This window comes from Actinoplanes sp. NPDC000266, assembly GCF_042899005.1.
Classification (GTDB): Bacteria; Actinomycetota; Actinomycetes; order Mycobacteriales; family Micromonosporaceae; genus Actinoplanes.
The window spans coordinates 69,544-89,059 of sequence record NZ_JBIAZI010000020.1 but is presented as its reverse complement, the minus strand read 5'-3'; the positions used below and the strand labels follow the sequence as shown (position 1 = coordinate 89,059).

Below are 19,516 nucleotides of genomic sequence, written 5' to 3'. Positions count from 1 at the left end.
GAGCGTGGACATCGAGCGGGTGTTGCAGCGGTTGCGTACGTCCGCGCAGTTGCCGGTGTTCTCGCCGCCGGAGCTCGCTGATGAGGTGCATGTCCTTGCGGAGAAGAAGCCGCGGGTCAAGGGCAACATCAGCTATCTGAAGGCGCCGAGTCCGGTGTCGGTGCCGTCCCCGCTGACGACCAGTCCGGCTGATGTCCTGCGTGAGCTCGGTGTGGCGACTACGTTCGTCAGCCGGTCGCGGTTTCTTCCGGTGGCTCAGTTGTGGGCGCATGTCCGGTACTGCGCGACGATGCGGTCCCGCCGCGAGATGCTGGCGCTGGCGCCGGATGCGGCGCAGTCGGTCGTGCACCACCACAAGGTGGCCCAGTCGGAGCAGCTGGGCATCGGGTTGGCGCTGGTGGTGGCCCGGGCTGTGCTGCGGGAGCTGCATCCGACATTGACTTACCACGTGGTTGACGCTGACGTCGCGTTGAAAGCGGGGTACATCCGGGGTCTGCCGGGTGAGGTCAGGAACCGGCCGGCGACGAAGAAGCGGCCGGACTACTTTCTGATCGGCTTCAAGCGCGGCGACCCGGGCACGGCGGTGCATGTGACGGTGCTGGAATGTAAGGGCACGCACCAGGAGATGCGAGACGTCAAGAAGCAGCTGGCCGATGCGAGTTTGCAGGTCCGCACTGTTGCGGTGGGCAACGAGCCGCTGTACGGGCTGATGGTCGCCTCGCGGCTGAGGGACACTGGCATCTGCTCGTACGTGTTCGACCCGCCCGGTGACGACGAGCTTTGGTCCGGCGATCCGGAGGATCTGCGGCATCTCTTGTCAGAGCCGCCGGCGGAGAAGGACTGGCGGCCTGGACGTTGGCTCCCTCCGCTCGCCCCGCCGTCGAGCGACCACACCGAAGCCTCCGACGAGGCCTCCGATGGCGAGCAGGTGCTCGGTACTCCCCCGCCGTATCAGATCCCTGCGGATCATCGGCCCTGGTTCACTCAGGTACTGAGTTCGACGACGGCGGCGGCGATGCTGGCGTTCGCGGGGAACAACGCGTCCGCGTCTGGCTATGCGACCCCGCGGCAGCTGGGCTGGCAGCAGGAGCCGCTGGACGACTTCGAGTCATGGTCCAACTCCACCCACGATCGCATTCGTTTTCCGCAAGGCGGCCCGACCCTGTTGGGTCACACCCAGCGGATGCGGTTGGGTGACGGCCGCACCCTGGCAGTGTTTCGGGGTTTGGAGAGTCACCTGTATCGGCAGCTCGCCGACGGCGACCTTCCTCGTTATCTGCGTAATGCTGGATGGCTTCGCCGGTGGTGGACGCAACGGCGCCGTCGCCCGCCCGGGGACGCCTTCTCGGTGGGCGACGACGGCAGCGCTCTGGTGATCAGGATCGAGAACGACTGACCATGCCAGCCCTCCCTATGTCGCATGTTCTTGTATGGAGCGGTCGATGACTGTCGGCGAGGAAGCCGGAACATCCGGCGGTTTCGTCAACCGCGGTGAGGCCCGGAAGCTGGTCGCCGCCGGTGAAGGGCTGTACCGCGACGCGCAGCGGCTCGGCGACATCCCCGCAGACTTGGTCGCTCAGCTGCGACGGGAGCATGATCAGCTGCATAGCGCCGTCGTACGGCAGCGGCTCGAGAGCATGCCGGTAACAGAGTTACGGACCTTCGCTCCCAAACGCCTTCACGGGCAGAAGGCGCTGACCGATCACGGATACACGACGGTCTGGGCCGTTCTGACGGCCAGCCCGCAGCGTCTTCAAGCGCTGCCTCAGCTGGGTCCGCCGTCCGTTGCGGCGATCATCCGCGCTGCGGAACTGGCGCGGATGTCGATCGCACAGGAAACCGTGGTCCGGCTGGACGCCAGCCGTCCGACACCGGGCCATACCGTGCTCCTGCGGGGTCTACGGGAGCTCGTGACAGCAACTCGGATCATCACCGGCGTCGAAGAGTTCCGGCAACGTTTGGTCGCCGCGCTGCCGCCGGCTATCACAACGGCAAGCAAAGGCGGGCGTCTGCTTCGGCGCATCTTCGCCGGTCAGACGGCGAAAGCCGACGATCAGAAGGCGCTCCACGAGCTCGCCGCGTTGCTCACCGGCCCGGACACTGCGGCGGTGGATGCCGCGTTCGCTGACCTGAACGCGGCAAGGGACGAGGCCCGGCGGGTGCCGGAGGCGATCGTGTGGCGCGACTTCAGCCAGGCCGCCGCCGTCTACCAGACGCTGTTGGCGGCCGTCCGTGGTGAGACCGCGACGGGCGCAGCCGAGACCGGTCACGTGCCGCACGCTGTCGCGCAGGCCGCCGAACGGATCACGCTGGACGGCGCCCTGTTGACGGTCCGGCTTCGCGCTTACCAGGCGTTCGGCGCCCAGTATGTGTTGTCGCGCAATGCGGCGATCCTGGGCGACGAGATGGGGCTGGGTAAGACCATCGAGGCGATCGCGGTGATGGCGCACCTGGCTCGCCGCGGCAGGATGGCGACGTTGGTGGTGGTGCCGGCGAGCGTGCTCGTCAACTGGTTGATGGAGATCGACGCGCACAGCCGGCTGCAGGGCCTGCGCCTGCACGGACCGGATCGGCAGCAGGCCCTACAGGCGTGGATCGCCGGTGGCGGTGTCGCCGTAACGACCTATCGGATGCTCGGCACGCTGAACCTGCCGCCCGGGTTCCGCATCGACCTGCTCGTCGTGGACGAAGCCCACAAAATCAAGAACCCGGCGGCGGCCCAGTCACAAAACGTCGCCGCGCTCACCCGGCACGCCGACCGGGTCCTGCTGCTGACCGGCACGCCGATGGAGAACCGGGTATCCGAGTTCCGGAACTTGGTGCGCTACCTCGACCCTCGCCTGGCGGACCGGTTGATTCCGAACGAGAAGGCGTTCGTCGACCCGGTCCGGTTTCGGGAACGGGTCGCGGCCGTGTATCTGCGCCGGAACCAGGAAGACGTACTGCAGGAACTGCCCGAGCTCGTCGAAATGGACGACTGGGTCGAGATGGAGCCCACTGAAGCCCAGGTGTACGCCGACGCGGTCGCCCGCCGCCACTTCCCCGACATGCGCCGGGCCGCGTACGCCACACCTGGCCAAAACACGCCGGCGAAGATCGTCCGGTTGCGGGAGATCATCGCCGAGTCCGCTGACGACGGCTGGAAGGTCATCATCTTCTCCCAGTTCCGGAACGTGATCGACACGATCTCTGTCACCCTGGCCGGCACACCGCAGATTGTGCTGCACGGCGACATCCCGGCGGCGCGCCGGCACGAACACATCGAACGATTCACCGCCTACGAGGGGCACCACGTGTTGATCGGCCAGATCGAGGCGATCGGCCAGGGCCTCAACATCCAGGCCGCCTCCGTGGTCGTGCTCGCCGAACCACAGCTCAAACCCTCAACCGAGGAACAAGCGATCCGCCGCGCCTACCGCATGGGACAGCCGCGCATGGTGCGCGTTCACCGGCTGCTCGCGAAAGACTCGGTCGACGAACGTCTCGAGGAGCTACTGCACGACAAACGCAAACTGTTCCGGGCGTACGCGCACGACAGCGTCGCCAAGCGAGCCTCCGGCGCCGCGACCGACCCCCGGCTGCTCGACTACGAAGTCGGTGCGCTCGACCAGGAACGCATCATCGACGCCGAGACCGACCGCCTGAACAAGCCATGATCCCCTACCGGCCATCCGGCAGGCCGAACGAGGAAACGCAGCACTGAAGCCCACGTCCCGAAACGATGCCCATCGAGCGCAGGAAGACGAGGCACCCGTGGACGCCGATCTCGAAAGGAAGCTGCGGCTACTACGCGAGCAAGCGATGACCGATGTCGCCCGGTTGTCGATCCGAACACCAATCGTCACAGCGCTCTATCACCTGACACGCGGCCGGATCGACAAACGACCCCAGCCCACACTCAGCGATCTGCCCAGGCTGAACAGTTCGTGGCAGGACACCGACTCCGGCCGATACCCCGGGTGGCGGTGCAGGCAGGCGAACCTGCACGGCGGCGAGGCCTTCGTCGTGGAGTACATCGTGTGCCCGCACTGCGCGATCGGCTGGGTCGACCGGCCCTACACCGATGAGCGGTACCAGCGCCGCGGGCTGGCCGCCGCTGGCCTTGGGGCTCTTCGCGCCGAGCATCCCGAGGTGACGGCCTGGTACGCCGCAAGCGGGCACATGCCCGACTCGAAAGCGTTCTGGGCCGCGGTGGGTGAGGGCGTGCCCGGCGGCTACCGCTCAGAAGAGCTGTGCGTGCATGTCTCTCACCATGGCGGGGTGTTGCCGGGTTGGGCGCTCAAACGCCTGGGCCTCGAGAACGGCCGGGCAATATGAACGTGGATCTCGAGCGCGATCTGCGGCGGCTGCGCGAGCAGGCGGCGACTCACGTCGTTCGTTGGCCAAACCGCAAGCCGATCTGGACCGCCGTATACCACCTGTCCCGGGGACGTATCGACCGGCGGCCGCGCTACACCACCGCGCAGCTGCCCATGCTGAACAGCCCGTGGCAGGACACCGACTCCGGCCGCTACTTCGGCTGGCGGTGCCGCCAGGCCAACCTCAACGGCGGCATGGCCTTCGTCGTGGAGTACGTCGTCTGCCCGCATTGCCGGATCGGCTGGGTCGACAAGCCGCACACCATCAAGCGATACCAGCGCAGCGGTCTGGCCGCTGCCGCTCTTCGAGCGCTGCGCGCCGAGCATCCCGGCGTGGTGTGGCACACCGGCAGCGGGCATTCGGGATCGTCGAAGGCGTTCTGGGCCTCCGTAGGTAGCGGCGTTGAGGGCGGGTACAGCGAGCGCGAGCTGTGCGTGCATGTCGCTCGACAGGGCGGCTCCCTGCCTGCTTGGCTGCTGAAGAAGCAGGGTCACCTCTAACGCATTGAGTTTCCCTCAACTCGTCGGCATCGACTCGGCGGCGATCGGGACGCCGAAATTCGGGTCGATCAGGATCTGCAGGACGTGGCTGACGTCGGGGGCGGTCGAGGGTTTCTGGACGTAGAACTTCTTCGTGATGCTCTCATCGACGTGCCCGAGTTGGGCGGCGGCTTCGGTGGCCAGGCCGTGTCCGCTCAGGATGGTAGCGACGGTCTTGCGGAACACGTGGGGACTGACCCATTTCAGGTCGGTCTGTCGTTGCAGGGCGCAGCGCAGCGAGCGGCGCATGTTGTCCGGCTGTACGAACGTGCCGGTGCGGCTGGCGAAGAGGGGGTCGTCCGGGCAATGGGGTTCCTCCGCCTGGCGGCGCCGGAGCATGGTCAGGGCGAACGGCGGCAAGTGGATCGTGCGTTGCCCAGTGGCGGTCTTGGGGAACTCCTGGCGCTGCCAGCCGGTGTTTCTCAGGAAGATCATGGTGCCAGCGACCGTGAGTGTTCCGGCGTGCAGGTCGATGTCCTGCCAGCGAAGAGCACAAGCCTCGCCGATCCGGCAGCCGGTCGCTAGGAGCAGGTCGAACAGATCAGTGCAGGCGCGGCTTTTCCTCGGCCCGACGGCTTTGGTGGTGCGCCACAGGTGCGGAGCGTGCCGGACTCTGGTGATCTCGTCGGAGGTCATGGCCTGGACTGTTCTGTGTGGTCTCGGTAGCCGGCCGACGTCACGGACCGGGTTGGCGGGAAGTGCGCCGTGACGGACGGCCAGGCTGAACATCTGTAACAGGGTGCTCTTACTCCGCTGCGCCCCGGCAGGATGGGTTCGGGCGAGGGTCTTGAGGTAGCGGTCGATCGCCCCGACGGTGGCTTCCCGGATGGCCATGTCCCCGATGGCGGGCAGGATCAAGTAGCGCAGGTTGCCGGTGTAGTGGTCGACGGTCTGTCTCTTGACCCGGTTTTCGATGATGATCTCGTCGATCCAGGCGTCGCCGAGTTGTTCCACGGTCATGTCCGCAGTCACCTCGCCGCTGACGTCGCGGGGTGCTGCTCGGAGGCGGTCGAAATGTTCATGCTCGCCGCGTAGCGCGTTGCCCAACACGTGGTGGGCATCTAGCAGGAGGCGTCGTTGCTCATCGGTGAAACCGTGAGCTCGCCTGGCGAGGGTGCTGCTGGCTTTGAGCAGATGCAGGTGAGCGCGGCTCAGATCACGAGTGGCACCCGGGCAAGCCAACCACCGAGATCATCCCTTCGGGTGACACCTGAAGGGGGTCACCCGAAGGGATGACAAAGGCATTCTTGCAAGCCGTCTGATGACTGCTGCTCATCGCCCGGCCTCCAAGTCACGGGCAACATCGGCGACTCCGAGGGCGGCTGCATGAACGCAGCTCAACGCTGCAGCTTGATCGCGACGACACCGCTGAGGGCAAACTCGACGTACGACCCGGTGGACGTCAGCCCGAACACCTCGTCGCCGAGGCGGACCCCGGCTACGCCGTCACCAATCTGGTCCACGACGCAGGCGGCCTCGCCGCCGGGGAATCGCAGCGGGCACGCCGTGGGCGGAAGACACCTCGCCTAAAGCGTCCTAGGAACATTGGACAGCAACGTCATGCCACCTGGGAGAGGGAGCCCTCCCCGTTCGGTTTACACGGTTCGCGCATGGTGCGCGTCAAGGTCGACTTATGGCTTCGATCTATGCACGAGGAAAGTCGTTCTGTGTCCGGTGGCGGGCTGCCTGTGGGCGGCAGCAGTGCTGCACGTTCAGTGGCCCGTCCAACATCAAGGCCCTCGCGGCCAAGCAGTACGTTGAGGCGCAGGGTGCGTTGGTTACCCGTGCGCAGGTGTACGCGGCCATCGACCCAAGCTCGTCTCGGGCGTTACCGCGGCCGCCCACCACGCCGTTGCGTCAGTGGATCGAGCGGTGGCTGGCCCTCAAGGTCGACATCGCCCCGACCACCCACGCCGAATACGCGCGAATCCTGCGTGGGCGAGTCGCCGCCGAATTCGGAGATCTGCAGGTGGCGGAGATCAGCCGGTACGAGCATCTCGATCCGTGGAAGGCCGCGTTGTCGCGAGAACTGATGCCGGCCGGGGTCCGCAAGCACTGGACGGTGCTGAACCAGGTGATGCGCGACGCGGTGCCGCATCTGCGCTCCGATAATCCGATGCGCCGGCCGGTCGGCCGGCGTGGCAACGGTCTGCCCCGTGTCACTCCGCACCACGCCTGCGTGCTCGACGCCGATCAGGTCGACATCCTGCTCGAGCATTGTCCGGCGGCGATCCGCGACCTCGTCGTGGTCGTGCTTGGCACCGGGCTGCGTCTGGGCGAGGTGCTCGGGCTGCGCATCGCCGACGTTGGTCTCGGCTCGGATCCGGTGGCGCGCGTCGAGCGAACGTTGCGCCGTGACGGCACGTTTGCCGAGCCGAAGACAGCGCGATCGCGGCGGACGGTCGCGTTGACGCCGAGCACGGCGGCGGTGTTCGGCCGGCTGATCGTGGGCCGGCGGCCCGAGGAGTTGGTGTTCACGGCGCCCCGTGGTGGGCCGTGGAACGCGGGAACGCTGCGGCGCCGGTACTGGCAGCGGGCGGTCGTCGCCGCGCAGCGTTGCCCGCAGCATCCACCGGCGGCGGCACTGTCCGGGTGGGTGAGTCCGCGAGCCGTCTCCGCCTGCCACTGCCCAGGACGGCTTCGGGTCCGGCCGAGATTGCAGGACCTGCGGCACACCCACGTCGCCTACCTCGTCGCGGCCGGCTGGGACTTCCTCGCCATCCAGCTGCGGCTCGGCCACGCCTCGGTCAGGACCACCTTCGACGTGTACGGGCATCTGCTGCCCCACGGCGACCATTCAGGGCTCATGGGACTCGACCGGCAGCTGCGGCCTATCCAATCCGCTCGTACGCCGTTGATGTCCGGCCACCTGCACACCCGTCATTCGGCCCGCCCCTCAGGAGGATTGTGCCCGCGGCGAGGATTCGACCTGTCCGCCGACTGCGCCGCAGTGGCGGGCGGCCTGGTCGTGCAGCTGGATAGTCCGCATGCGGCTGCGCCCCGTTCGGAAGGAACACGAACAGTTGCGCGATGCAACGCGCGCTATGAACCGACCGAACGTCGACGGACGGCGCGGCGAGGGCTGCTCGAAACCGCCATGCGGTCAGCGGAGGTAGCGGCCCGGCCGAGCCAGTTCGCGGGTCGGCCGGTGTCATTCGTCGAATCGCTCAGCAGAGCGATGACGCCCTGCAAGGTCGTGACGAGGCGATCCAGGTGGCCACGGGTCGGCAATGGGCGCCCCGGTTTCAGGAGTCACCGCGATCAGCTGCTGTGCCGGTGTCGAATTGGGGCACCAGCGGGATCGTCGTCACGACATGGATCGTCGCATGATCGCTGAGACAGTTGACCTCGTGACCGGTGTCGCCGGGAAACCGGGCGAAGTCTCCGGCAGTAAGCACCGCTTGGTCCTTCAGCGGCCCGGTGCGGACTTCGCCTTCGATGACGTACAGATGAAGCAAGGTTCCCGGCGCACCCGCACCGAACGACCGGCGGTGATCACGCTCGGCGCGAGTCAGGTGCAGGATCGCGGTGCGGACGTATCCCGACCCGTACACCTGGTCCATCTGCCGCATCGACCACGCCGCGTCCGCTTCGTCCCAGGGCGCGGCGGCGCCACGCTGGACGAACAGCGGGGTGCCCCATTCGGTGACCAGCCGGCGGACGGTGATCTGCAGGGCCTCGGCGATGGCGCCGACGGATTCGATCGTCGGGTTGCCGGTGCCCTGTTCGATCTTCGACAGGGTCTGCTTCGACAGTCCGGCCCGTTTGGCCAACTCACCCAGGGACAGTTGGCGTTCCTGCCGGAAGCGCCGGATGTTGCGTGCGACCAGCTTGTTGGTGTCGTTCATCCGCTTTCCGCCGTCACTTTTAATTGCCCGATCGTCAATCTTGACCGATCGTAGTCGTCTCACCGACGATGGCAATACCCCCGCAACAATTCCCCTGGAGGCACCATGGCCAGCGCGGATACCGCCGTGGCGAGTGAGCCGACCGCGGTCGACAAGGCCCTCATCCTGTTGACCTCGTTCGGGCCGCAGTCGCACACCGGCATTGGCGTCTCCGAACTGTCACGGCGCAGCGGGCTGACCAAGTCGACCACGTTCCGGCTGCTCGGCGTGCTACAACGCAACGGCATGGTGGAACGGGCGGGCAGCGACTACCGGCTCGGCCGGGTACTGCACGAGCTCGGTGGACACGTCTACTCCCCCGCCAACGAGCGGCTTGGCGCGCTACTCACGCCATACCTGGCCGAGATCTACGAGATGACTCACGAGACGGTGCACCTGGCCGTATTGCAGGGCACGAACGTGCTGTACGTGAACAAGCTCTTCGGTCACCGTGGCGTCCGCTCGCCGTCACGGCTCGGCGGACAGGTGCCGGCCTACTGCACCGGCGTGGGCAAGGTACTGCTGGCCTACGACGCCGAAGCGACCGAGGCGACGCTGCGCCAGGGCCTGCGACCGGTCACTGCCCATACCATCGTCGACTCGGCCGAGCTGCGTACGCATTTGAGCCAGGTCCGCCGCGACGGCGTCGCGTTCGACAACGGCGAGGTTCTTGATGGCCTGACCTGTGTCGCCGCGCCGATCTTCGGGCCCGACGGGCGTCCGGTCGCGGCGATCTCGGTCTCCGGCCCTACCGGCCGCTTCGCGCCGCAGGCCCACGCGCCGGCACTGCGCCGGGCGTGCTTCGCGGCGGGTCGGGCGCTCGCCGCCGCTCAGACCCCCTTTCAGCGTCGCGGGTAAGGACGAGAATCAAGAGCCAAAGCAAGATCAACCGATTGATTCGGTACGTCGTGAAGCGCGGCCCGGCACTCGCAGTAGTGCCGGGCCGTTCCGCTCGTCAGGTCCCGCTGCTCGCCAGCTCGATCGCCACGTCGATGATCATGTCCTCCTGACCGCCGACCACTCGGCGCCGGCCCAGCTCCAGCAGGACGTCCGCCTCGGCGACGTTGTACTTCGACGCCGCCCGGCGGGTGTGCAGCAGGAAGGAGCTGTAGATCCCGGCGTAGCCGAGCAGCAGGCTTCCCCGATCCAGGCTGGGCAGATGCCCCTCGCAGATCCGGGCCACAATATCCTCGGCCACGTCCACCAGAGCGAGGGTGTCAATTTCGGTGGACGCCCCCGAACGGTCCAGTGCGGCGGCCAGCACCTCGGTGGAGGCGTTGCCCGCGCCAGCGCCGAGTCCGTGGCAGGAGCCGTCGAGGATGACTGCCCCGGCCGTGGCCGCCGCGAGCGCGTTCGCGATCCCGCAGCCGAGGTTGTTGTGCGCGTGCATGCCGATCCGCGTCTGCGGTCCGACGGCGGCGCGCATGGCGACGACCCGTTCGGCGACCTGGTGCGGGAGCATCGCTCCGGCCGAGTCGACGACGTAGACGGTGTCCGCCCCGGCGTCGCGCATGATCACGGCCTGTTCGCCGAGTGCGGTGGGGCTGGTCATGTGCGACATCATCAGGAAGCCGACGGTCTCCAGCCCCAGTTGCTTGGCCGCCCGCAGGTGCTGGATCGCGATGTCGGCCTCAGTGCAGTGCGTCGCCACTCGCACGATGTCGATGCCGGCGTCAGCGGCCTGTTTGAGGTGGTGGATCGTGCCGATGCCGGGCAGCAGAAGCGCGGCTAGTTTGGCCCGGTTGATCTGCTTGCGTGCCGCGGTGATCAGGTCAAGGTCGTCGCAGCGGCCGAAGCCGTAGTTGAACGACGAACCGCCAAGACCGTCGCCGTGGGTCACCTCGATGACGTCGACCCCAGCGGCGTCGAGCCCGGCGGTGATCTCCTCGACGTTGCCGATGCTGAACTGGTGGGCCATCGAGTGGGATCCGTCGCGCAGCGTGGTGTCGCAGATCTCGATCGGCCGGCCGCGGAGCGGATCGGCGGAGGAGGGGTCGCTGATCACCGGTGTTTCGAGGCTCATGCGTTCTCCTTGACGAGTTGCGGTGCGAGCCGGTCGGCGGTGGCGATCGCGGCGGCCGTGATGATGTCCAGGTTGCCGGCGTATTCCGGCAGGTAGTCTCCGGCGCCGACCACCTGGATGAAGACACTGACCTTGGTGCTGCCGCCGGGGCCGGCACCCGGGTCGACCTGGACCGGCGCGCTGAGCCGATAGCCGGGCACGTATTCGCGGACGGTCTCGGCCATAGCCTCGATCGACGCGATGATCGCCGCAGGCTCCGCGTTCGGGTCCACAGCGGCGAACACCGTGTTGCGCATGATGACCGGCGGCTTGGCCGGGTTCAGGATGATGATCGCTTTGCCGCGGCCCGCGCCGCCGACCTGTTCCAGGGCGTTCGCGGTGGTCTCGGTGAACTCGTCGATGTTGGCCCGGGTGCCCGGCCCAGCCGCGCGGGACGAGATCGTTGCGACGATCTCGGCGTAGCTGACCGGGGCGATCGCTGAGATCGCGGCGACGATCGGGACGGTCGCCTGCCCGCCGCAGGTGACCAGGTTCAGGTTCGGCTCGGCCTTGACCTGGTCGAGGTTCACGGCCGGGACGACGTACGGGCCGACCGCTGCCGGGGTGAGGTCGAGCGCGGTCAGCCCGGCTTCCCGGTAGCGGGGCGCATTGGCCGCGTGGGCCGCCGCCGAGGTCGCCTCGAAGACCAGGTCGAACTCACCGGCTCGGGCGATGAGCTCGTCGACACCGCCGGCGGTGGCCTCGATGCCCATCTCGCGGGCACGGCGCAGACCGTCGGAGGCGGGGTCGATGCCGACCAGCAGGGCGGGCTCGAGAGTGGTGGATCGGGTCATCTTGATGAGCAGGTCGGATCCGATGTTGCCGGATCCGACGACCGCGCAGCGCAAGCCCATGGTCAACTCCTTGGTGGGGCGGTAGCGGTGATGGCGTCGGTGTCGTGGTCGATGCGGGTGACCCAGTCCGGTTCCACGACGAGCAGGCTGAGGGCGGAGCCGTCGGGCAGGTCGACGTCCACGACGTACCGGAAGCCGGCCGCTTCGGCGGCCTCGATGCCGGCCAGGTCGCCTTCGGGGACCGCGTAGATGATCCGGCGGCAGGCGGGTTCGGCGACCAGAGCCTGCGTGGTGGCCGTCCACAGCAGCGCTGGATCCGAGACGTCCACTTCGAGGTCGTTCTCGCTGACCGGGTACGCGTTGCGGAGCCGGCCGGTCGCGCAGCGCTCGAAGGTGATCATTGCTCGGCCGCCAATCGGCGGATGACCTGCTTGTTCAGCTTGCCGGAGGCGTTGCGGGGCACCATGTCGACAACCTTCAGCCGGGTGGGCAATTTGTAGCGGGCGACTTTGCGGGCGGCGTGCTCACGAACGTCCTCCAGGGTCGGCACGGCGCCGGTCACGCTGACCAGCGCGACGACCGTCTCGCCCCACTTCTCGTCCGGGACACCGACCACCGCCACGTCCACCGCGCCCGGCAGATCAGCCAACGCGGACTCGACCTCGGCCGGGTAGACGTTCTCCCCACCGGTGATGATCATGTCTTTGAGCCGGTCGACGATGAACAGATAGCCGTCGTCGTCGAGGTAGCCGATGTCGCCGGAGTGGAACCAGCCATCGGCGTCGAACGCGGCGTCGGTGGCCTCGTTGTTCTGCCAGTAGCCGGGAGTGACGTTGGGGCCGCGAACGATCACCTCGCCGTGCTTCCCCGCCCTCACCGGGGCGCTGGTGCCCGGCTCGACGACGCGTACCTCGGTGTAGCTCATCGGGATGCCGGCCGAGCCGAGTTTGTCGGTGGTGCGCTCGACGGGCAGATGGGTGGCGAACGGCGCAGTCTCGGTCAGCCCCCACGCCTGTTGCAGAGTGACGCCGTGCTTGGCGTAGTCGGCGATCAGCGACGGTGGGACCGGCGCGCCGGCCACGATGATCGAGCGCAGGCTGCTCAGGTCGGCGTCGAAGAATCCCGGCACTCTGGCCAGCGCGGCGAACATCGCCGGAACGCCGAACGTCGAGTTCACCCGGTGCCGGACGATGTCGTCGAGCATCTGCGCCGGGTCGAAGCCGCGGCGGACCACGACCGTGCCGCCGCGCACCAGGTTGCGCAGGGTGAACGAGTTCAGGGCGCCGATGTGGAACAGCGGCGCGGCCGCGTGGGTCACGTCGCCACGGCGGGTGTCCACGATGGTGTCGACGTTGACCGCGTTCCACCACACGTTCCCGTGCGTGAGGATCACGCCCTTGGGCAGGCCGGTCGTGCCGCTGGTGTACATCAGGATGGCCGGGTCGCCGAAGTCACGCTCGGCGATCTCCGGGTGTTCGGTCACGGCGCCCAGCAGGGATGACCATGGCTGCCACGGCCCCGGGGCGTCACCGGCGGGAACGGCCGGGTCGTCGTCGACGAGCAGGAACTGCTTGAGTCCGGTCTGGCCGGCGATCTCGTCGACGACCGGCCGGTGACCGGGTTCGGCGACGATGATGCGCGCTTCGCTGCCGTCGAGGATCTGCCGCAACTCCGGACCGGCGAGACGAAAGTTCAACGGGACAAAGATGGCACCTAGGCGGGCCGCGGCCAGCAATGTGATCAAAAAGGATGGGCTGTTCAGGCCGGCGTACGCGACCCGTTCGCCGACAGCGGCGCCGCGCGCGGCCAGCACGGTGGCCAGCCGGGCGGCACGGTCGTCGAGCTCACGAGCGGTCAGGTCACCGCCCTCGTAACGGATCGCAATCTCGTCGGGGAAGTATCGGGCGCGCCGGGCGAGGCCGGCGGCCGGGTTGATGTTCATCGAGCACTCCGATCGGCAGTGCCGCCCAGCTCCCGCCGCTGTCCCGAGGGGCCGGGGACAGCGGCGGGAACCGACCGGGGGTCAGAGGTGATCGCCGCCGGCAGCGGACGCGAAGCCGCGCACACCGATGCCGCCGTCGGCCTGAATGGCCTGGCCGGTGATGGTGCCGCTCTGCGCACGAGCGGCGAGCAGCACGTACGGGGCGGTGAAGTCGTACGGGTCGACGCTGGAATCGTGCAGCGGGATCGGCGGCGGTCCGGTCTGCTTGTCGAATGAGGCCGCGATTGATCGGCCCCTGAGCGACAAGGACTCCGGGCCGCGCAGGTCGGTGCGCATGCCGCCGCAGGCCACGCCGTTGACCCGGACCTTCGGGGCCAGCTCGTACGCGAGCTCGCGCATCAACCCCAGACAAGCGTGTTTGCTGGCGGTGTAGAGCGGGCCGCCGCCGTTGACGTAGAAGGACGCGTTGGACAGTGTCATCACGATGCTTCCGCGCGACTTGACCAGCTCGGGCCACGCCGCGGACGCCGCCAGCAGGTAGCCCTTCACGTTGATCGAGAAAACCTCGTCGAAGGCGGTGTCCAGCTGCTCGCCCGTCAACCGGGTGAGCTGGCGCTGGTAGTCCCACACGCCGGCGTTGGCGACGAGCGTGTCGAGCTTGCCGAACCGCTCGACGGTCTCGCCGACGGCACGGTTCAGGTCCGCCATCGAACGGACATCACCGACGACGGTGTGGACGCGGGCCGGGGCGGGCGACTCATCCCGTACGGCGGAAAGCTTCTGATCCTCTCTTCCGAGGATGACAACGGAAGCACCCTCCTCGACGAAGCGGTGCGCGACCGCCGCCCCGATCCCGGAACCGCCGCCGGTGATGAGGGCGACGTCGCCGGCGAGCCAGCCCGTCACGACAGGAACCCCAGGACCTGACGTTCGAACTCCGCCTGGCGTTCGAGCTGGACCCAGTGGCCGCAGCGGCCGAAGACGTGCAGTTGCACGTCGCGGATCTGTTTGAGCATCAGCTGCGCCCCGTCGAGGGTGATGGTGCGGTCGTCGCGGCCCCAGAGCAGCAGGGTCGGCGCCTTGATCAGGTGCAGGTCGCGCCAGAGCGAGTCCATGCCGCCACGCTTGGCGAACGCCGCGTTGTAGAGGTGGTAGAAGGCGATGTGCGACGGGTCGAGCGACGCCTCGTAACGCGCCTTGACCACGTCCTCGCCGAACTGCTTGTGGTCGAAGACCATCGTCCGGATGAACGCGGCCATCTTCTTCTCGCTGGGGCCAGTGCCGTTGTAGTAGCGGAACATCTCCTTCTGGCCCTCGGTCGGGGTCGGGCCGAACGGCAGCCAGCCGCCACCGGGCGCCATCAGCACCAGCTTCTCGACCCGCTCGGGGTGCCGCTGGGCGAAGGAAATCGCCGCGGCGCCGCCGAGGCTGTTGCCGAGCAGATGAAACTTTTCGTCGCCGAGAGCTTCGGCGAGCGCGTCGACGGTGATGTCCGTGATCGAGCGCGCGGTAAGGTCCTCGGCCGAGGGACGGAAGCTTGCGCCGAAGCCCGGCTGGTCCGGCAGGATCACCCGGAAGGATTTTGTCAACGCGGCGAGGTTCTGGTGGTAATTGCTGACGCCGGAGGCACCGGGGCCGCCGCCGTGCAGCATGACCAGGGCCGGACCCTCGCCGGCCTCACTGATCGAGATGTCGCCGAGTTTCGTCGGCACGGTGTAGGTCTTCACGCGGCGTCCTTAGAAGAAGGTCGAGATGTTCTTGGCCAGCAGGACGTTCTGATCGAGCAGGATCACGCGCTCGCAGATCAGCAGGTCGCGCCGGATCAGGTCGGTCCGCTGGCCGGCGAAGACGTTCTCCTCGCGTTCCAGGCGGTTGCGGTAGACCAGGAAGTTGGAGCGCACCCGGAAGTCGTCACCTTCCGGTGTGATCCGCACGTTGGTGATCAGGTGCCGGGTCCGTGACGGCGGATCTTCCGCCCAGGCCATCCCGGAGTCGAACCGCCGGATCCGCCAGGCGAGGCTTTCCTTGGTCTCGTCGTAGAACGCCGCTTCGCCGCGGGCCGCGATCGACAAGGCTTGCTGGCGACGCAGCCGGTTGGTGCGGGTCGGCATCCAGTAGACGAGGTCGTCGGCGAAAAGCTCCAGCCAGTCGGTGTACCGGCCGTCATCGAGCAGTTCCGCCTCGCGGTAGTAGAGCTGCTCGACCTCGTGTTGAAGGGCGAGGTGCTCGGGAGTCGTCAGAGTCACGGCGTCATCCCTTCACCAGGCGGCGCAGGTTCACCGACGGGTCGGCGAGCTGCGCTGCGGAAACCACCAGTCCGCGATCGATCAGCCGGCGGGCGGTGCGCACCGCGATACTGTCGTTGACGGAAGCGGCGGCGACCACGCTGTCGCCGCGCAACCCGAACACCGCGAACGTGGTGTCGTCGAAGGATCCGCGCAGCACCGTCAGGTCGGCGTCGGCCATCCGGCCCACCGCCTCCACGTGGTAGCCGTGCCGATCGGTCCAGAACCAGGACGCCTGCGCCGGCGGCGCGGCGATCCCGAGCAGGGTCGCTGCTGCTCGCTCGCCGCCCCGCTGGGCGGCTTCCCAGTGCTCGGCGCGGTTCTCACCCGTACGCCTGGAGGGGTCGCCGACCGCAAGCACGTGTGGATGCGACGTCACCTGGCGCTGGTCGACGAGGATGCCCCGATCGACGGCGAGTCCCGCGCTCTCGGCCAGCCTTGTCGCGGGCGTCATCCCGACGCCCGCGACCACCACGTCGAACGGCACGGTCCGGCCATCGGTCAAGATCGCCTCATGCTCACGCAGTTCGGCGACTCCAGCGTGCAGCGTCGTGATGCCGCGCGTCGCGTGCTGTTCGTGCAACCAGGTCGCGAAGTCGGTACCGACCGCGCCGGCCAGCGGCACCGCGACCGGGTCCACCAGCACGACCGCACAGCCCAGCGCCGCCGCGGTCGAGGCCAGCTCGGCGCCGATCAGGCCGGCACCGATGACCAGCACCCGCGTGCCAGGGACCAGGTGGGTGCGCAGACGGTCGGCGTCCTCGATCGTGCGAATCGTGTGGGCCGCCCCGATCCCGGGGATCGGTGGACGGGCCGCGCGGCCGCCGGTGGCCAGCACCACGAAGTCGGCCGGCAGCGTCGTGGAATCGGAGAGCTCGACACCACCGGCAGAGGGGCGCAGGGCCACCACCGACGTGTTGACCCGCAGGTCGATGTCCTGCTGGTCGTACCACTCCGGCGGCTGAAGGGCGAGCTGCTTGGCGTCGCTGTGGCCGGCCAGGTAGTCCTTGGTCAGCGGCGGGCGGTCGTGCGGGAAGTCACCGGCGTCGATCAGGGTGATCGTGTCGCCGAAGCCGCCGGCACGCAGCGCGGCGGCCGTGCTGACTCCCGCGACCCCGGCGCCGGCGATCACGATCCTCATGACGGGACCTCGCCGGGATACAGGTAGACCTCGCCGTCGCGGACCTCGACTCGGTGCGGCACGACGCCACGGGTCGCGGGCAGGCCGGACACCTCACCGGTGCGCAGGCAGAACTTGCTGGAGTGCAGGGGACACTCGACCTTGCCGCTTTCCACCCAGCCTTCGGCAAGCGAAGCGACTTCGTGCGTGCAGGTGTTGTTCAGTGCCCACACCGAGCCGTCCTCGTCGCGCAGCAGCGCGATGTCGTCGTCGGTGCCGGTGACCTCCCGGTCGACGGCGATGCCCTCGCCCTCGGGGATGTCGTCAAGGGCCGCGACCCGGATACCGTCACTCATGATGGGTCCTTCTCGTGCCAGGCGGGGGTCGTCATCAGGTCTTTCCAGCGGGCGTAGAAGGCCCGGCCGGCCGCGTCGCTGTACAGCTCGCTGGTCTGCCCCGGGTAACGGCCGTCGTCCTTCTCCGACCCCAAACCCATCTGATAGTTCAGCGGGACCCTGTTGGTGACGAAGCCGTGCGAAATGGCCTGCACCTCGCTCCAGTTCTCCCCGTCGTCCTGCTCGAAGATCCCGCTCGGCCCGAAGGTGCGCAGGTTGTAGAGCCGCTGCGCCTCTTTGATCTCGTCGGGCCAGGACTTGTCGACCAGCGTCCAAGCCCACACCTCCATCCGGTCCGGGCCCTTCGGGTGCCAGATCCGGACGCTGCCGTTGACCGGCAGATAGGAGAAGTTCGGGAAGACTGTGGCGTGCCCGTTGGTCAGCGGCCCTTCGACGCGCGCGTCACCGAGTCGTTCCCGCAGCGCCGCATAGTCGACGTGCTGGTGAACCGGTTTGGCGTCGAAACGATTCTTCGGATGCACCGGGAAGCCGGCGCCGTGCCCGTTCGTGTCGGTGTACTGCCGCCCGGTCCGGTGCACGATCTCGTCCCTGGGCCCTTTGCCGGTCGGCGACATCACCATGAGCGCCGACGCGTGGCTCATGTTGACGTGGTACCAGTCGGTAGCGAACTGCTCCGCGGCCAGCTTCCAATTGCCTTCAAGAACCCATTTGTGTACGCCGCCGACCACTTCCGTGCCTTGCTCATCGTGATCGAGCATCGCGTCCATGTACCAGGTCATCGGCCCGAGTGCCTCGCGCAGAGCCGGGGCGGCGGGGTTCCAGGTCCCGAAGATCAGGCCGCGGTAGCTGTCGACCTTCGCGACCTCGACCAGACCCCAGTCCTTGCGTTCGAAGGTCGACGGGTAGCCGGCCTCGTTCGGGACGCTGACCAGGTCACCACCCAGGTCGTAAGCCCAGCCGTGGTAGGTGCAGGTGAAGTTGCGGGTGGTGCCCATGTCGGCGCGGCAGACCCGGGCACCGCGGTGCCGGCACGAGTTCAGGTAGGCCCGAATCGTGCGGGTCTTGTCCATCGTGACGATGACCGGGTCCTCACCCATGTACGTGGTGAAGAAGTCGCCGGGCTTTTTGAACTGGTCGGTGTGCGCCAGGAACAACCAGCTCGGAGCGAACACCCGGCGCAGCTCCTGCCGGTAGATCTGCTGATCGGTGAAGATCGCCCGATCCAGCAGTCCACCCTCGGCGTCGACCAGGCCCGAGACGTCCAGGATCGGCGCCAATGCGGCAGGTCGGTGCATCGTGCTCTCCTCTCTCATCGGATGGTCAGGTGTACCGGGGCGAAGCCGAAGGCGGCGGCGGTCACCCGGGTGCCGGCGGTCAATGGCACGGAGGCGTGCACGGCACCGGCCAGGATCAGCTCACCGGCGCGCAGGGTCTCGCCCAACGCGCTCAGGCGACGCGCAAGCCAGACCAGGGCTTTGATCGGGTCGCCGAGCACAGCGGCACCGGCGCCGGTGGCGATCTCCTCGCCGTCGACGGCGAGGGAGATGTGCACGCCTGGCAGGTCGGCCGGGTACTTCTGGCCCGGCCCGGTCACCATGCGCGCCGAGGACGCGTTGTCGGCAATGGTGTCCGCCAGGGTGATCTTCCACTCGGCGATCCGGCTGTCGATCACCTCCAGGGCCAGGAACACCTCGTCCACCGCCGCACCGGCCTGTTCCTCGGTGACATCCGGTCCGCCAAGGTCGGTTCCGAGCCGGAAGCCGATCTCCGCCTCGACCCGCGGGGCGATCAGTTCGTCGAGCAGCAGCGTGCCGCCGTTCGGGATGACCATGCGGTCGAAGACGACACCGAAGTCCGGCTCGTCGACGCCGAGTTGCCGTTGCATCGCCAGCGAGGTCAGGCCGACCTTGCGGCCGGCGATCAGCTCCCCCTCGGCGAGCCGGCGCTCGGTGTTGATCGCCTGCACCGCATACGCATCGTTCGGGCTCAGCTGCGCCTGGGCGGTCAGCGGAGGAACGGCGACGCGGTCGCGCTCGGCGCGGCGAAGTTGATCGGCCAGTTCGGCCCGGATGTCGGTCACGGACCAAGAAGACATGATCGACAAACGCGGTGGCGAACCGTTGTGCCACCTGACGGCACACGCGTTGTCGCAGGTAGCCGGTGCTGCGGCAC

Annotated in this window: 20 protein-coding genes; 6 read left to right on the top strand and 14 right to left on the bottom strand. The window is 68.0% G+C overall.

The features are described from left to right. Positions 1-4 precede the first annotated feature (4 nt). From ACFY36_RS49030 to ACFY36_RS49015, 4 genes are all read left to right on the top strand, one after another. On the top strand, positions 5-1,396 hold the full coding sequence (locus ACFY36_RS49030; RefSeq protein WP_499752807.1) for a hypothetical protein: 1,392 nt from the start codon (positions 5-7) through the stop codon (positions 1,394-1,396). A gap of 46 nt (positions 1,397-1,442) precedes the next feature. After that, positions 1,443-3,656: a DEAD/DEAH box helicase gene (locus ACFY36_RS49025; RefSeq protein WP_499752806.1), complete on the top strand. Its 2,214-nt coding sequence runs from the start codon at positions 1,443-1,445 to the stop codon at positions 3,654-3,656. A 97-nt stretch (positions 3,657-3,753) separates the two neighbouring features. After that, complete coding sequence (locus ACFY36_RS49020; RefSeq protein ID WP_499752805.1) at positions 3,754-4,317, top strand: hypothetical protein; 564 nt, start codon at positions 3,754-3,756, stop codon at positions 4,315-4,317. Positions 4,318-4,319: 2 nt separating this feature from the next. After that, on the top strand, positions 4,320-4,859 hold the full coding sequence (locus tag ACFY36_RS49015) for a hypothetical protein (RefSeq protein WP_499752804.1): 540 nt from the start codon (positions 4,320-4,322) through the stop codon (positions 4,857-4,859). 15 nt (positions 4,860-4,874) lie between these two features. Here the strand turns inward: ACFY36_RS49015 and ACFY36_RS49010 are convergent, their stop codons facing one another. Together ACFY36_RS49010 and ACFY36_RS49005 are read right to left on the bottom strand one after the other, a co-directional pair. Further along, on the bottom strand, positions 4,875-6,080 hold the full coding sequence (locus ACFY36_RS49010; RefSeq protein WP_499752803.1) for a tyrosine-type recombinase/integrase: 1,206 nt from the start codon (positions 6,078-6,080) through the stop codon (positions 4,875-4,877). 155 nt (positions 6,081-6,235) lie between these two features. Then, on the bottom strand, positions 6,236-6,361 hold the full coding sequence (locus ACFY36_RS49005; RefSeq protein ID WP_499752802.1) for a hypothetical protein: 126 nt from the start codon (positions 6,359-6,361) through the stop codon (positions 6,236-6,238). A 170-nt stretch (positions 6,362-6,531) separates the two neighbouring features. On the opposite strand from ACFY36_RS49005, the gene ACFY36_RS49000 reads away from it, so the two are divergent. After that, positions 6,532-8,235 (top strand): tyrosine-type recombinase/integrase, encoded by a 1,704-nt coding sequence (locus ACFY36_RS49000; protein ID WP_499752801.1) that lies wholly within the window; start codon positions 6,532-6,534, stop codon positions 8,233-8,235. Here the strand turns inward: ACFY36_RS49000 and ACFY36_RS48995 are convergent. After that, positions 8,144-8,746 carry a helix-turn-helix domain-containing protein gene (locus ACFY36_RS48995; RefSeq protein WP_499752800.1) on the bottom strand — a complete coding sequence of 201 codons (603 nt, stop codon included), beginning with the start codon at positions 8,744-8,746 and terminating at the stop codon, positions 8,144-8,146. The genes ACFY36_RS49000 and ACFY36_RS48995 overlap by 92 nt on opposite strands. 105 nt (positions 8,747-8,851) lie before the next feature. On the opposite strand from ACFY36_RS48995, the gene ACFY36_RS48990 reads away from it, so the two are divergent. Continuing rightward, positions 8,852-9,643: an IclR family transcriptional regulator gene (locus tag ACFY36_RS48990; protein WP_499752799.1), complete on the top strand. Its 792-nt coding sequence runs from the start codon at positions 8,852-8,854 to the stop codon at positions 9,641-9,643. A gap of 97 nt (positions 9,644-9,740) precedes the next feature. Here the strand turns inward: ACFY36_RS48990 and dmpG are convergent, their stop codons facing one another. From dmpG to ACFY36_RS48935, 11 genes are all read right to left on the bottom strand, one after another. Then, positions 9,741-10,808, bottom strand: coding sequence for a 4-hydroxy-2-oxovalerate aldolase (gene dmpG / locus ACFY36_RS48985; RefSeq protein ID WP_499752798.1), 1,068 nt, complete (start codon positions 10,806-10,808; stop codon positions 9,741-9,743). Further along, positions 10,805-11,701: an acetaldehyde dehydrogenase (acetylating) gene (locus ACFY36_RS48980; RefSeq protein ID WP_499752797.1), complete on the bottom strand. Its 897-nt coding sequence runs from the start codon at positions 11,699-11,701 to the stop codon at positions 10,805-10,807. The genes dmpG and ACFY36_RS48980 overlap by 4 nt, the downstream gene beginning before the upstream one ends. A 2-nt stretch (positions 11,702-11,703) precedes the next feature. Continuing rightward, positions 11,704-12,042, bottom strand: a complete 339-nt coding sequence (locus tag ACFY36_RS48975; RefSeq protein WP_499752796.1) for a hypothetical protein — start codon at positions 12,040-12,042, stop codon at positions 11,704-11,706. Beyond that, positions 12,039-13,583 carry an AMP-binding protein gene (locus ACFY36_RS48970; RefSeq protein WP_499752795.1) on the bottom strand — a complete coding sequence of 515 codons (1,545 nt, stop codon included), beginning with the start codon at positions 13,581-13,583 and terminating at the stop codon, positions 12,039-12,041. Before ACFY36_RS48970 ends, ACFY36_RS48975 begins: the two co-directional genes overlap by 4 nt. An 81-nt stretch (positions 13,584-13,664) precedes the next feature. After that, entirely contained in the window at positions 13,665-14,489 is an 825-nt protein-coding gene (gene hcaB, locus ACFY36_RS48965; protein WP_499752794.1) for a 3-(cis-5,6-dihydroxycyclohexa-1,3-dien-1-yl)propanoate dehydrogenase, read from the bottom strand. Then, complete coding sequence (locus tag ACFY36_RS48960; protein WP_499752793.1) at positions 14,486-15,310, bottom strand: alpha/beta fold hydrolase; 825 nt, start codon at positions 15,308-15,310, stop codon at positions 14,486-14,488. Before ACFY36_RS48960 ends, hcaB begins: the two co-directional genes overlap by 4 nt. Before the next feature lie 9 nt (positions 15,311-15,319). After that, positions 15,320-15,829, bottom strand: a complete 510-nt coding sequence (locus ACFY36_RS48955; RefSeq protein ID WP_499752792.1) for an aromatic-ring-hydroxylating dioxygenase subunit beta — start codon at positions 15,827-15,829, stop codon at positions 15,320-15,322. 4 nt (positions 15,830-15,833) lie between these two features. Further along, on the bottom strand, positions 15,834-17,009 hold the full coding sequence (locus ACFY36_RS48950; protein WP_499752791.1) for an NAD(P)/FAD-dependent oxidoreductase: 1,176 nt from the start codon (positions 17,007-17,009) through the stop codon (positions 15,834-15,836). Continuing rightward, positions 17,006-17,344 carry a non-heme iron oxygenase ferredoxin subunit gene (locus ACFY36_RS48945; RefSeq protein ID WP_499752790.1) on the bottom strand — a complete coding sequence of 113 codons (339 nt, stop codon included), beginning with the start codon at positions 17,342-17,344 and terminating at the stop codon, positions 17,006-17,008. The genes ACFY36_RS48950 and ACFY36_RS48945 overlap by 4 nt, the downstream gene beginning before the upstream one ends. Then, entirely contained in the window at positions 17,341-18,639 is a 1,299-nt protein-coding gene (locus ACFY36_RS48940; protein ID WP_499752789.1) for an aromatic ring-hydroxylating dioxygenase subunit alpha, read from the bottom strand. The genes ACFY36_RS48945 and ACFY36_RS48940 overlap by 4 nt, the downstream gene beginning before the upstream one ends. 14 nt (positions 18,640-18,653) lie before the next feature. After that, positions 18,654-19,424, bottom strand: a complete 771-nt coding sequence (locus ACFY36_RS48935; protein ID WP_499752788.1) for a 2-keto-4-pentenoate hydratase — start codon at positions 19,422-19,424, stop codon at positions 18,654-18,656. Positions 19,425-19,516 lie beyond the last annotated feature (92 nt).

Bases quoted from the DNA above. Each gene is read 5' to 3' on its own strand.
- ACFY36_RS49025 (WP_499752806.1), top strand. From the start codon at position 1,443: ATGACTGTCGGCGAGGAAGCCGGAACATCCGGCGGTTTCGTCAACCGC.
- ACFY36_RS48975 (WP_499752796.1), bottom strand. From the start codon at position 12,042: ATGATCACCTTCGAGCGCTGCGCGACCGGCCGGCTCCGCAACGCGTAC.
- ACFY36_RS48995 (WP_499752800.1), bottom strand. From the start codon at position 8,746: ATGAACGACACCAACAAGCTGGTCGCACGCAACATCCGGCGCTTCCGG.
- ACFY36_RS48940 (WP_499752789.1), bottom strand. From the start codon at position 18,639: ATGCACCGACCTGCCGCATTGGCGCCGATCCTGGACGTCTCGGGCCTG.
- ACFY36_RS48980 (WP_499752797.1), bottom strand. From the start codon at position 11,701: ATGGGCTTGCGCTGCGCGGTCGTCGGATCCGGCAACATCGGATCCGAC.
- ACFY36_RS48970 (WP_499752795.1), bottom strand. From the start codon at position 13,583: ATGAACATCAACCCGGCCGCCGGCCTCGCCCGGCGCGCCCGATACTTC.
- ACFY36_RS48990 (WP_499752799.1), top strand. From the start codon at position 8,852: ATGGCCAGCGCGGATACCGCCGTGGCGAGTGAGCCGACCGCGGTCGAC.
- dmpG (WP_499752798.1), bottom strand. From the start codon at position 10,808: ATGAGCCTCGAAACACCGGTGATCAGCGACCCCTCCTCCGCCGATCCG.
- ACFY36_RS49000 (WP_499752801.1), top strand. From the start codon at position 6,532: ATGGCTTCGATCTATGCACGAGGAAAGTCGTTCTGTGTCCGGTGGCGG.
- ACFY36_RS48945 (WP_499752790.1), bottom strand. From the start codon at position 17,344: ATGAGTGACGGTATCCGGGTCGCGGCCCTTGACGACATCCCCGAGGGC.
- ACFY36_RS48950 (WP_499752791.1), bottom strand. From the start codon at position 17,009: ATGAGGATCGTGATCGCCGGCGCCGGGGTCGCGGGAGTCAGCACGGCC.